Below are 12,277 nucleotides of genomic sequence, written 5' to 3'. Positions count from 1 at the left end.
GAAAATCAAGAAAGGAGCAGATATGGCAACAAACAAAAGATATTATTGGATAAAATTAAAAGAAGAATTTTTCACAGACAAAAGGATAAAAAGATTAAGAAGAATATCGGGAGGAGATACCTACACGATAATCTATCTAAAACTTCTACTACTAAGCCTAAAAGATGAGGGCAAACTCTATTATGACGGAGTAGAAAGTGATTTTATAAAAGAGTTAGCACTAACCATAGATGAAACAGATGATGATGTAATGGTCACAGTTAATTATTTAATCAATCAAGGCTTATTAGAAGTTGTAACAGAAAATGATGAATACTATTTAACTGAAATACCAAACTTAATCGGATCAGAAACAGCCTGGGCAGAGAAAAAAAGAAGATACAGACAAAATAAACAGAGGACATTGTCCTTAATGAGTCCAACCCATGTCCGACAAGAGATAGAGATAGAGAAAGATATAGATATAGATAAAGAGAGAGAGGGAGAGATAGAAAAAGATAAAAAGTCCACCCCCATCTTTTATGGAGAATTCAAAAATGTAAGGTTAAGCAAAGAAGAATATAAAAATCTAAAAGAAAAACTAAACTCATACGCAGAAATAATGATAAATAAACTATCAAGATACATGAAAAGCAGTGGTAAGACCTATCAAAACCACTATGCGACAATCTTAAAATGGTATGAAGAAGACAAAGAAAAACTAAGACATCAAGGAGGGAATAAAAAAATGAACTATGATGTAGGAGAATCTTTATAGATAAAAAGAGGTGGAAAGCCACTATTAAAGACTTTAAAAGTATGCCATAGATAATAAAAATGTAAATATGACACTTAAAAGGCGATTAGAAAATTAAAAATCTAATCGCCTTTTTTTATTGCAACAAAAGGGAGAAATTATATGGAATTAAAAAAGAAAAAACGAAGTGGAAAAATCAACTATGAAATAAAGCGAGTATATGTAGGCAAAAAGCCGATTGAAGAAGTATTTGAAGATATTATCGAGCATGTAGTCGAAAGAAACTTAGAAAAAGATAGAGAAAATAAACAAACGCAAGCGTAAGTATTGATTGACTAAACGGGAGTATTTTAGTATAATTAAATTATTGAGATAGTCCTGTTTAGGGAAAGGAGATTGAAATTGAGCAGGACTAAAAAATATGTAGCAGGACTTTATTGTAGACTATCAAAGGACGATGGAAACTCAGTTGAGAGTATGAGTATATGGTCACAAAAAGTAATGTTAAAACAATATGCAGAAAGTAACAGTATCGCCATTTATGATTATTATGTAGATGATGGTTATTCGGGAACAAACTTTGAAAGACCATCATTTAAGAAGATGATTACTGATATTGAAAACGGAAAAATAAATTGTGTTATAACAAAAGACTTATCAAGGTTAGGAAGAAACTATCTTCAAAGTGGAGCATATATCGAAATGTACTTTCCACAAAAGAATATAAGATATATTGCAATAACTGATGGTATAGACACATTAAATAGCAATCAAAATGATATTATGCCATTTAAAAACATTCTCAATGAAATGTACGCAAAGGATACTTCCAAAAAAGTTAAAAGTGCAATTCAAAGTAGAATGAGAGAGGGAACATATATAGGCTCTAAAGCTCCATTTGGTTATCTAAAAGACCCTAATAATAAACGCAGATTAATCATAGATGAGAAAACTAAACCTATTATAGAACTCATTTATAAATTGTGTTTAGAGGGTAAGGGTACTCAACTTATTAGCCAGGAGTTGATGAAGAGAAAAATTCCAAGACCAAGTGCTTTTGTTGAAAATGCTGAAAAGCTTTATGGACTAACAGAAGAAAATAAATATCAATGGTCACATAGAATGGTGTTAAATGTTTTGCGAGATCCAGTTTATTGTGGAAATATGGCAAGAAATAAAAGACCTACCTTATCATTTAAGAACTCAAAAAGAATGTATATTCCTAAAAGTGACTATATTTATGCTAAAGATACCCACGAGGGAATAGTCAGCGAAGAAATATGGGAACAAGTTCAAACAATGATTGATAAGAGGAAGTGTAACAATAAAAAGGGACTCTATTATGACAACATTTTTCAAGGACTTGTAAGATGTCCTAAATGTGGTTATGCATTGACACCAAAAACTGATTATAGGCTTAAAAAGAAAGAACTCATAGACTTTGTTCACTTTTCTTGCTCCACATATAAAAAATATGGAGTAAATGCTTGTTCATCACACAGAATTGAAGCTAGGGATCTATATAATATTGTTCTTGAAGATATACAATATCATGGAAGTATGGCACTATCTGCTAAAGAAGACTTTGTTGAAAAGATAATAGAAAAGATTGAAGTAGAAAAAATTGACGAGGGAAAAGAACTATCTAACAAGCTGGAGCTTAAAAAGAACCAATTAGCAGAATTAGACAGAAGCTATGAACAGTTATATGAAGATAGGTTAGAGGGAAATATAACCGAAAGAAACTTCAATCTAATGAATGTGAGCATATCTAAAAAACAAGACAAGTTAATCGAGGAAATCAAGGTCTTAGAGGGCGATATAGAAGTATCTTTTGAAACTGAAGATAACTACAAGAAATTCATGAACAATATTAGCAAGTACGCTAAGATAAAATCGCTAAACAGATATATCCTAAATCAAATAATAGATAAGATATATGTCTATGACAAGGAAGAAATAGACGGTCAAATTAGCCAAAAGGTTGAAATTCACTACAAGTTTATAGGTAAATTAAATTGACCACTTCGGACTACTCACCAGACCTTGAACAGCGTGCAGGTAGAATTGTAAGACAGGGCAATGAAAATGAGAAAGTGAATATCTATCGTTATGTTACAGAGAATACCTTTGACAGCTACTTATGGCAGACGATAGAAAATAAGCAGAAGTTCATTTCTCAGATTATGACAAGTAAAACACCTGTCAGAGTTGCGGAAGATGTGGACGAAAGCTCTCTTAACTATGCAGAGATTAAAGCCCTTGCCACTGGCGATCCTAAGATTAAAGAAAAGATGGATTTGGACAACGAAGTTACAAAACTAAAAATGCTTGAAGCAAACTATAAGTCCAATCGTTATAGATTAGAGGATAAGGTAGCTAAAAACTATCCGGAAGAAATTTCAAGAACAGAAAAACTCATTGAGGCTGTAAAGAAAGATATTAAAGATGTAGAAGCAAAAGCTGAAGGAGAGGAAAAGTTTACTTCTATTACTATCGGTGGTGAGAAGATATTAGATAAAAAGTTAGCCGGAGAAAAGCTGCTTGAAGCTATTTCTAAAGTAAAAATCAATGAAAGCAAAGTTATCGGTAAGTATAGAAACATGGATTTAGAGGTAAGTTACAACTTCTTCACCAATGAGCATAACTTCAGCTTAAACGGTGCTGCAAAGCATTCAGGAGAGCTTGGAACGAGTGCGGACGGTAATATTACAAGACTGGATAATGCTCTTGAGAAAATGCCTGAGAAATTAAAGAGGCTTGAAGAAAAGCTCATCGGGACAAAAGAACAGCTTGAAAATGCCAAAGAGGAATTACAAAAGCCTTTTGAAAAAGCTGATGAACTAAAGGATAAGGTGCTTCGCTTGGCAGAACTGAATAAGCTCCTTGATATGGGGGATGTGGAAGAAAAGAGAAATGACAATCCCCTTGTAGAAGATGTAAAACGAGCCATCATTGACTTCTGCAACAGAGAGTATGAAGAAAATCATAGTTATGATGAGTTTGATACTCTATATCCTGACCTAAAGCACATCGGCATCGCCTATACCAATACACCTGACGAAAGACACAGCATCCAATATGAGCTTAACTTAGAGGATAAGAGATGGACACAGTATATTGAAGATATACCGATTAAAACGGAGAGTTTTGATTATGAAAACAAAGGAGAAAACGAAGCTCTACGAAATATGAAAAATGAGATTGAGCTGTCTTCTTTTAGTGATTTGGTCTATGTCGATTCGGAAGATTTAAGAGCAGCAACGGGTCTTGATATTGACGATGAAGGCAACTTCTATGATCCACTTTCTAAAGACCTCGATAATGACGGTATTCCTGATAGATATGACAATGACTTTAAGGACAGTGATTATTTTGAGTCAACTTATGATGTGGAGGACAATCTTCATAGTAAAGAAGAAACCACACAAAAATCAGGTGATAAGCCATCTATTTTAGGACAGATAAGAGCCTATCAAAATGAAAGTAAAACAGAAGAAAAGCAAAAAACAAAAGAACAGGAATTTTTAAGATAAGGGGAGGGAAACCTCCCTTTTGCCATGAAAGGAGATAAAAACATGGATTACAAAACAATGAGAAATCAAATAGAAGATATGGTAAATGATAATCATAAGGACTTTGTAAAGGCGATTATAAGCATGGAAAAAGGTATCAACGATGAAAGTGCTTTGGATAAGCTCTATGACGCTTATATGGACAATGACAGCCTTAATTTGCTGCATGAGGAATTTGACTATATGATTGAGGATTTAAGAGAACAGGGACAGATAAAAGACCTGCCTTATGCTCAGGAAGAAAAGGATAATCTTATCAATATTGTTGGAAATATCGTTGGAGAGGTTGATGTAGTTGAAAGGGAAAATAAGAACGGAGAAGCCTTTAAGGTAGCGAATTTCTCCGTAGTATCTAAAGATGATGAAGGGAATAAGGTCTATCATAATTGCTCGGCATACGGAGAAAAAAGCGATATTCCAAAGGACTTTAAGCAGGGAGATTTTGTTAAGCTCTTTGGACAAATCAGAACCTCCATTGATGATAACGGCAAGGAGCATAGCAACATCAGGATACTTTCTTCAAAGCTGTTAAAGGCAAAGGAACAAATGAAAGGACAAGAAGAAAAGAAAGAATCTGTACTTGGGGCTATCAAAAAATATCAGGCTGAAGATAAGGAAAAGCCGAAAGAAAAGAAAGAAGCAAGCAAAGAAGCTGAGAGATAAATTTATGGTCGGTGTGGTCTTAGGGCTGCACCGACTCTTTTTTATTTGGTGAAATTATGATATAATTAATGAAATAAAAGTTCAACTATATGAATATTAAGGATGGTAATATGAAAATAAACTATAATGGGTTGTGGAAACTTTTAATAGATAAAAATATGAACAAAAGAGACCTACAGGAAAAAGTTGGTATAGCTCCTGCAACGATAGCTAAAATGGGAAAAGGTGAATTTGTCAGCATGGAAATTCTCTATAGAATTTGTATTGAACTGGATACAGATTTTGGTGAACTAATTTCATTAAATAGGACGAATAATATAAATAAGTTTTAATTTTAATAAAGAACCTTTAGACTTTAGATTGTATATCAAATGATGTATTTTCCTTTGATGATGACTATGTTGAATAGGTATTATGGAGGTATGAGATATGAGAGAGATAATAATTATAGATGATGATATTGCATTATGTAATTTAATTAAAAAATGTTTAAGCACAGATGGATATTCTGTAGACATTGCTAATAATGGATTAGATGGATATAAAAAAATTCGAAGTTCAAACAATCTGTGCTTGATTTTATTAGATATTATGCTCCCTGACTTTGATGGATTTCAAGTTTTGGAGATGATAAGAGAAGAATACACTGTTCCAGTTTTAATGTTGACTGCAAAGTCTGATGATGATTCGAAAATTTATGGACTTAAACAAGGTGCGGATGATTATCTAACTAAGCCCTTTAATATCAATGAACTTAAAGCAAGAGTTGAAGCTATGGTTAGAAGATTTACAGACTTTAATCAGAAAAGCATAGACCAGTTTAAAGAAATCATAATAGAAGATATGAGAATAGATAAAGAGAATAGAACTGTAAAAATAAACGATAACAATATCGAATTAACAAGTAAAGAATTTGATTTGTTATATTTTCTCGCATCTAATAAAGGGAGGATTTTTACAAAAAAACAAATATATACGAATGTTTGGGAAGAAGATTACCTTTTTGATGATAGTAATATTATGTCCTTTATCAGTAAACTCCGAAAAAAAATTGAACCTAACCCTGAAGAACCGACTTATATTTTGACAGTAAGAGGTGTGGGCTACCGTTTTAGTAAGGGGGAATGATATATGGATATAAAAACTATCATAATTTTGATACTTTTATGTGTGATCCTATATTTAGTAAAAAAGATTACGCATATAAAAAAGGAAATAGATAGGATTCAAGAGGTACTTGTTGATATCAAAAATGGTGATTACAATCGTAGAATTTTAATTAAGAAAAATGATACTACAGAAAAAATTTGCCACGATATAAATGAGATAGCACTACGAAGTCAAAATAAACTAATAGAGCAGAAACAATCCGAGCAGGCATATAAATCACTCATGACAAGTTTATCTCATGATGTAAAAACTCCTTTAGCATCTATGGTTGGGTATTTGGAAGCAGTTCAAGAAGGACTTGTTACAGGTGATGAAAAAGATGACTATATAAAAGTTTCTTTAAGTAAAGCACATTACTTAAAACTCCTTTAGCATCTATGTTGGGTATTTGGAAGCAGTTCAAGAAGGACTTGTTACAGGTGATGAAAAAGATGACTATATAAAAGTTTCTTTAAGTAAAGCACATTACTTAAAGGATTTTGTAGAAAAACTTTTTGATTGGGTAAAATTGGATTCAGGAGAATGGAAGTTTTCTTTTGCGGATAAGGATTTGAACGAATTAACAAGAAATGTGATAAGTGATTGGATTCCTATTTTTGAAGAAAAACATATAAGTTATGAAATTGAAATTCCGGAACAGGAATGTAATATAAGGATAGATGAAAATGCTTATTTTAGAAGTTTAAACAATATAATTAACAATATTATCGTTCATAGTAATTGTGATAGAGTACACTTGAAATTAGAAAAATCGGATACAAAAGTTACTTTGACGATTTTAGATAATGGAGATGGTATAAGTGAAAAGGATTTACCATATATATTTGACAGAATGTATCAGGCAGATAGTTCAAGATTAACAAAAGGTTCAGGACTTGGATTATCAATCTCCAAAGAATTATTGCGAGTAAATAATGCTAAAATAAGCGTAAGTAGTGTGCCAAATATAAAAACTGTTTTTACTGTAGAGTTTGCAATGTAAATAGCTGATTTAGAAAGCCTCTTTTGGGGCTTTTTTTATTGAAACAAGATAAAAACAAGAGTGCCGCAAGATTATGGCAAGGTTAATCATTTATAATATTTATTGTAAGGAGGTGCGATATGCTCTTAATAAAAGCTGAAATAAAAAAATGGAAGAGAAGCAGAATTTTGATAGGTATTCTTATACTAACTGTTATCTTGAACTTGTTTGCAATTGAAAGAGCATTTTCAATTTCAAGAGAAAGTCCTATCATGGATAGTTTTGGAGACTTATATTGTTTAGCGTTTAAGAATATAACTTTTGTCTTTTTACCAATCACAATTGGAATGATTTCTACAATGTTATTTTTTGACGAAAGGAAGAATGATACATTAAAGAATGTACTAATAACTTCGGTTAGTAGATTTGAAGTATTTTTTGCGAAATTCATTTTGGTAGAATTACTAACTATATTTTTGATGATATTAACATATATGTCATCAGTTTTGGGAGCAGTATTAAGTGTTGGATTCGTAGATTTTAATTTAATTACATTGAAAGAAGCTGCTATTTTATATGTAGTAGCAGCTTTGTTAATTCCGATTGCAATGCTTCCAGTGATTTACATTGCTACTTTTTCTAAGAGTTATGTTTTACCTATTTCTATGTGCTTGCTTTATTTAGGAATTGGAATATTTGGAGCATCAATATTAGTCCATATACATCCGCTTGCAAGTTTATTAGGAGTTTATCAAAATGTGTCATCGGCTGCTAAAGAAATGGTAGAAAATAGTATTGGTGGATATTCACTAAAGGCATCCTCGTTTAGTTGTTTAGTATCTATTTTATCAATCGGAATAGTATTTTTTATACTTTCAATAAAATCCATGAAAAGACAAAACTATTAGGCTAATTCATAAAAATTATTGTTTTTAGATAGAGGTGTGAGAAAATGAAAAAATATATGAAAATAACACTAATTATTATTTGCTTGTTAGCTTTAATGGCATGCGTAAATAAAAAAGAGATAATGTTGCCCGAAGTTGAAAATATAGCAGAAGTTGAAATTATGGAGAGTACTTCCGAAACATCTAAGATAATTAATACTAATGAAGAAATATCAAAATTGGTTAGTGATATAAAAGATAATTCAGAAAATACTAATAAAGAAAGTGCAAATGACCAACCTACGAATGTTGATAGCTATATCATAATAAAATTCTATCACAAAGATGAGGGAAAAAATCCAAGTGTAGCATATTTATATAAGGAGAAAGGCAACTGTTATATTGAACAGCCCTATACTGGTATTTGGAAATTAAAACAGGGAATTTTTAATAATATTAGTGATTTGATTAGCAAAAAATAATATGTAATAGAGTGCAGAAAATGATGTAACAAAATAAGGAGGAAAAGTGAAATGAAAAATTATATTATCGAAACAAAGAATTTGACAAAGGTTTATGGAGAACAAACGGTTGTCAATTCTGTAAATTTACACATTGAAAAAGGTTCTATATATGGGTTGTTAGGGAGAAATGGAGCAGGGAAAACAACCATTATGAAGATGATATTGGGTCTTACGGATATTTCAAATGGTGAAGTAAGTGTTTTCAATCAAAACATAAAAGGTAATGAGAAAAAGATTTATCCAAGAATTGGTGCAATTATTGAAACACCGGGATTTTATCCTAATCTTACAGGGACAGAAAATTTGGAAATATTTGCAATGTTAAGAGGAACGGCTTTTCCAAATGCAGTTAAAAATGCTTTAGAAGTAGTTGGTCTGCCATATAAAGATAAAAAACTCTTTGGGAATTATTCTTTAGGAATGAAACAAAGACTGGGAATAGCTAATGCAATTTTACATGATCCTGAAGTTTTAATTTTAGATGAACCGACAAATGGATTAGATCCAATAGGTATAGCAGAAGTTAGAGATTTTATAAAAGATTTAAGTGTAAAAAAAGGAAAAACAATTTTGATTTCCAGTCATATTCTATCTGAAATAACACTTCTTGCTGATACAGTGGGCATTATAGATAAAGGAGTTTTATTAGAAGAAAACAGTATGGAAGAATTAAATAAGAAAAATAGAAAGTACATTATTTTGGAAGTATCAGATGTATCAAAAGCTGCGACTATTCTGGAAAAAGAGTTTGTAATAACAAATTATTCTGTTGAAGATAATAATCATATAAGGATATATAGTCATGGATTAGATATGGCAAAAATTAACAAGTCGTTGGTTATGAATGAAATATCAGTGATTTCATCACAAATATGTAATGATTCTTTGGAAGATTACTTCAAAAAAATAACCGGAGGAGAGGGAATTGCTTAATTTAGTTAAAGTAGAGTTTCTTAAATTGAAAAGGAAAAAGATTGTTTGGATGATGTTTCTGGCAACACTCTTAATGCCATTGCTTGCCACTATATATTTTGGGAATATAGATCTTTCAGATAATGCAATGAAATATTTCAAATGGACAATCTTTAGTTATAATTTATGGCTGATTTTGCCAATTATACTAGGTATATTTTCCACAATGATTGTGTCAGCAGAGTATGAGAATGATACTTTTAAAGCATTATGGATTGTTCCGGTACAAAAGACGAAACTTTTGATTAGCAAATTTGTAATTGTGCTTATTTACACTTTAGTATTTATGAGTCTTTCAATTCTATTTACGCTTCTTTTTGGGAAAATCATTCATCATATAGAGATAGATTATTCTTTGTTTATTTTTCTTATTAGAAAGTGTTTTGAGATTAGTGGACTTTTAGCAGTTTCTATGCTTCCTATTTTATCTGTCGCATTTTTGACAAAAAAATATATTCTACCTATTTGCTTGACAATTGTTTATGCGTTTTCTGGATTTGTAATTTTAATGGTTAATATGTATGTGCATCCATTATCAAGCTCTACAGCAATTGTTTTGAGGGATGTTCCGGGAATAATATTAAATCAAGATATAAATATATTTTATTCTCTTCTTTGCATAGGGGTATGGGTAGTTGGATTTACAATAGTTACAAAATTATTATTGAAAAGGAGAGGATGGTAATGAAGACGCTTTTATTAGCTGAATATAAAAAACTTCACAGATCAAAATTGATATTTTTGCTTGTATTTGCACTCATGATGACTTTGGGAGTTGTATTTCTTCAAGGACAATTTTCATTTGGTGGGAAAAAGTATATAGACACATTTGGATGGTATATTTTACAAGTGCAGTCTTTAACAACATATTTTGTATTGCCAAGTTTGATAGCATTGTTTGGAGGATATATTATTTGTCGTGAAGAACAAGAAGATGTACTCAAATCATTAAAGTTAATACCAATAGATGAGAGTAATATGATTACTGCAAAAATGATAATTACTCTGTTGGGTAGCATTTTTGTTTATCTAATATTGTTTATGGTATCTTTAATTATAGAAGCGGTATTGCATTTAAATGCGGTAAACATGAGTGAGGTAGTTCATTATTTTGTTGTATATGTATTAACTGGAATAGGTGTTTTTATGGCAATATCTCCAATTATTGCATTTGTTGGACTTGTAAAAAGAAGCTACTGGATAGCTCTGATTATCGCTGAAATATACTCCTTTATAGGAATTTTCTTTGCCTCAAAGGAAGTTGTAAGAGCCATATATCCAATATCATCTGTATTCGTTTTATCGGGACTATATAAAACACCAGTTATGGAATTGCTGATTAGCATAATCGTAAATATTGGTTGCTGTTTTATTTCACATAGAATACTAAAGAAAATGAGAGTTCGTAAAAAATAGTTATGAAAACAAATTTAGGAATTTAAAAAGAGGAGAGAACACTATCTCTCCATCTCCTTGCCCATGTAAATTCCATAGTTCTTTCGTATTTGATAAAGCTCGTCCATAGTGGATTTTGAGGAAGAATACTCTTGCATAAGGGTATTCTTTTTTTCTTGTAATTTATCAAGCTCAGCTAAAATATCCTTTGAATTTGGGAGCTTGGAATAAGATTTTTTAAGCTCTGAGAGAGCATTTTCATATAGGGTAATCTGAGCTTTGTACTCTTCAAAAAATGCCTTGTCAGACGGATTAGCAGTATATTCCTTGTAGCACGCTCTGTATTTTTTAACGGTATGAACTTGCTCCATAGTGGTAGAAAGCTTCTGCATTTCCTTATCAATTTCTTTGATTTTCTCTTGTATATTTTGCCTTTCATCGGCTGCTTTTTGAATATACTCGTCAAGCTGTTTAACGGATTTAATGCCATGTTCTCTGATATAAATAACAGACTCAGCCATTGTATTAAGGTTATGTTTGGTTGCCCAATATTCATAGCCTTTGCTTTCTTTTACTTTAACATTTGTGTTCATGTCAATAACATTGCCGATGCGTTTTTTGACGGCAGGAGTCTTGATAAACTCTCTTTCTGCAATTCGTTCTTTTAATCTTTCTTCGGTATAATCTTCTCCGATTGTTTTAGTCCTTGTAAATCTCGCCTTATCTTTTGGCTTAAAAGCAATGTGCTTACCGTATTTGATTTCATAGCCAAGATCAGCCATCTTCTTTAAAAATTCGTCCCAATCCTTAGACTGTTTAATCATTCTGTCAATGTCAAATTGAAGTCTACTTTTCCAAGAAGTACCACGCTTTGCCTGTTCATTCTCATACCAAGATTTACCGTTAGTCTTATATTTTTTCTTATAGCTTTCGTAAAACTCGTCAATGACAGATAGGCTATTTTCTTTGCAGAGTTTATCACTCTGATAACGGATTTGGTGGTAGCTTTTCTTGTTAGACTGGTAGCACCTACCTGTTACCATATTTACATTATTGAAGATGATGTGATTGTGGATATGCCCCTTATCTACGTGAGTAGATAAGACAAATTCGTACTCATCTTTGAGTATCTTTTTACACAGCTCCATACCAATCTGGTGAGCCAATTCAGGGCTTGTTTCTCCCGGTAAAAATGATTGAATGAGATGTCTTGCAAGAACGGTTCCTTTTGTTCCTGCGTCATTTCGTGTCCTTAAAAACTGAGTGTGAGCAGTTGATTCGTGGCATTTATGAGTGCTTACTAAAAGCTGCTCGTCTGTTTTATCTCCATTTACAATGTAGTCGATAGCAAGATTAAGAGTCGATTTTATTGGGTGTATTTTTGTAATAGCCAT

15 protein-coding genes are annotated in these 12,277 nt (G+C 31.7%); 14 read left to right on the top strand and 1 reads right to left on the bottom strand.

Annotated elements, in window-relative coordinates; genetic code table 11:
* Positions 1-22 precede the first annotated feature (22 nt).
* The 14 genes from BN30_RS02610 (at position 23) to BN30_RS02550 (ending at position 10,904) form a co-directional block, all read left to right on the top strand.
* Complete coding sequence (locus BN30_RS02610; RefSeq protein ID WP_019213950.1) at positions 23-757, top strand: phage replisome organizer N-terminal domain-containing protein; 735 nt, start codon at positions 23-25, stop codon at positions 755-757.
* Positions 758-898: 141 nt separating this feature from the next.
* Positions 899-1,060 (top strand): hypothetical protein, encoded by a 162-nt coding sequence (locus BN30_RS02605; RefSeq protein WP_019213949.1) that lies wholly within the window; start codon positions 899-901, stop codon positions 1,058-1,060.
* Between the two features lie 78 nt (positions 1,061-1,138).
* Complete coding sequence (locus tag BN30_RS02600) at positions 1,139-2,758, top strand: recombinase family protein (protein ID WP_019213948.1); 1,620 nt, start codon at positions 1,139-1,141, stop codon at positions 2,756-2,758.
* Positions 2,755-4,272 (top strand): hypothetical protein, encoded by a 1,518-nt coding sequence (locus BN30_RS02595; protein ID WP_019213947.1) that lies wholly within the window; start codon positions 2,755-2,757, stop codon positions 4,270-4,272. Before BN30_RS02600 ends, BN30_RS02595 begins: the two co-directional genes overlap by 4 nt.
* Before the next feature lie 42 nt (positions 4,273-4,314).
* On the top strand, positions 4,315-4,974 hold the full coding sequence (locus tag BN30_RS02590) for a hypothetical protein (protein WP_000384987.1): 660 nt from the start codon (positions 4,315-4,317) through the stop codon (positions 4,972-4,974).
* A gap of 110 nt (positions 4,975-5,084) precedes the next feature.
* Positions 5,085-5,306, top strand: coding sequence for a helix-turn-helix domain-containing protein (locus BN30_RS02585; RefSeq protein ID WP_000701009.1), 222 nt, complete (start codon positions 5,085-5,087; stop codon positions 5,304-5,306).
* A gap of 97 nt (positions 5,307-5,403) precedes the next feature.
* Positions 5,404-6,102, top strand: coding sequence for a response regulator transcription factor (locus BN30_RS02580; RefSeq protein ID WP_001206787.1), 699 nt, complete (start codon positions 5,404-5,406; stop codon positions 6,100-6,102).
* Between the two features lie 3 nt (positions 6,103-6,105).
* The gene (locus tag BN30_RS08790) at positions 6,106-6,516 is read left to right on the top strand and encodes a histidine kinase dimerization/phospho-acceptor domain-containing protein (RefSeq protein ID WP_034450304.1); all 411 of its coding nucleotides are present in this window, start codon (positions 6,106-6,108) and stop codon (positions 6,514-6,516) included.
* A 16-nt stretch (positions 6,517-6,532) separates the two neighbouring features.
* Positions 6,533-7,126 (top strand): sensor histidine kinase, encoded by a 594-nt coding sequence (locus BN30_RS08785; protein ID WP_242824743.1) that lies wholly within the window; start codon positions 6,533-6,535, stop codon positions 7,124-7,126.
* Positions 7,127-7,245: 119 nt separating this feature from the next.
* Positions 7,246-8,013, top strand: coding sequence for an ABC transporter permease (locus tag BN30_RS02570; RefSeq protein ID WP_000924459.1), 768 nt, complete (start codon positions 7,246-7,248; stop codon positions 8,011-8,013).
* A gap of 44 nt (positions 8,014-8,057) precedes the next feature.
* Entirely contained in the window at positions 8,058-8,474 is a 417-nt protein-coding gene (locus tag BN30_RS02565; protein WP_019117886.1) for a DUF5301 domain-containing protein, read from the top strand.
* A gap of 51 nt (positions 8,475-8,525) precedes the next feature.
* Positions 8,526-9,449 (top strand): ABC transporter ATP-binding protein, encoded by a 924-nt coding sequence (locus tag BN30_RS02560; protein WP_000800751.1) that lies wholly within the window; start codon positions 8,526-8,528, stop codon positions 9,447-9,449.
* Entirely contained in the window at positions 9,442-10,173 is a 732-nt protein-coding gene (locus tag BN30_RS02555; protein WP_000933556.1) for an ABC transporter permease, read from the top strand. Before BN30_RS02560 ends, BN30_RS02555 begins: the two co-directional genes overlap by 8 nt.
* Positions 10,173-10,904 carry an ABC transporter permease gene (locus tag BN30_RS02550; protein WP_000854550.1) on the top strand — a complete coding sequence of 244 codons (732 nt, stop codon included), beginning with the start codon at positions 10,173-10,175 and terminating at the stop codon, positions 10,902-10,904. The genes BN30_RS02555 and BN30_RS02550 overlap by 1 nt, the downstream gene beginning before the upstream one ends.
* 41 nt (positions 10,905-10,945) lie before the next feature.
* Here the strand turns inward: BN30_RS02550 and BN30_RS02545 are convergent, their stop codons facing one another.
* Entirely contained in the window at positions 10,946-12,277 is a 1,332-nt protein-coding gene (locus BN30_RS02545) for a relaxase/mobilization nuclease domain-containing protein (RefSeq protein WP_019117885.1), read from the bottom strand.

Origin of the sequence: Fenollaria massiliensis, assembly GCF_000312505.2 — a bacterium.
In the GTDB taxonomy this organism is placed as follows: domain Bacteria; phylum Bacillota; class Clostridia; order Tissierellales; family Peptoniphilaceae; genus Fenollaria; species Fenollaria massiliensis.
This window is presented reverse-complemented; position numbering and strand designations above follow the sequence as displayed.

Excerpts from the sequence above, each read along its gene's own strand:
- BN30_RS02610 (WP_019213950.1), top strand. The coding sequence starts at position 23 with ATGGCAACAAACAAAAGATATTATTGGATAAAATTAAAAGAAGAATTT.
- BN30_RS02605 (WP_019213949.1), top strand. The coding sequence starts at position 899 with ATGGAATTAAAAAAGAAAAAACGAAGTGGAAAAATCAACTATGAAATA.
- BN30_RS02590 (WP_000384987.1), top strand. The coding sequence starts at position 4,315 with ATGGATTACAAAACAATGAGAAATCAAATAGAAGATATGGTAAATGAT.
- BN30_RS02585 (WP_000701009.1), top strand. The coding sequence starts at position 5,085 with ATGAAAATAAACTATAATGGGTTGTGGAAACTTTTAATAGATAAAAAT.
- BN30_RS02580 (WP_001206787.1), top strand. The coding sequence starts at position 5,404 with ATGAGAGAGATAATAATTATAGATGATGATATTGCATTATGTAATTTA.
- BN30_RS08790 (WP_034450304.1), top strand. The coding sequence starts at position 6,106 with ATGGATATAAAAACTATCATAATTTTGATACTTTTATGTGTGATCCTA.
- BN30_RS02570 (WP_000924459.1), top strand. The coding sequence starts at position 7,246 with ATGCTCTTAATAAAAGCTGAAATAAAAAAATGGAAGAGAAGCAGAATT.
- BN30_RS02565 (WP_019117886.1), top strand. The coding sequence starts at position 8,058 with ATGAAAAAATATATGAAAATAACACTAATTATTATTTGCTTGTTAGCT.
- BN30_RS02560 (WP_000800751.1), top strand. The coding sequence starts at position 8,526 with ATGAAAAATTATATTATCGAAACAAAGAATTTGACAAAGGTTTATGGA.
- BN30_RS02550 (WP_000854550.1), top strand. The coding sequence starts at position 10,173 with ATGAAGACGCTTTTATTAGCTGAATATAAAAAACTTCACAGATCAAAA.
- BN30_RS02545 (WP_019117885.1), bottom strand. The coding sequence starts at position 12,277 with ATGGCTATTACAAAAATACACCCAATAAAATCGACTCTTAATCTTGCT.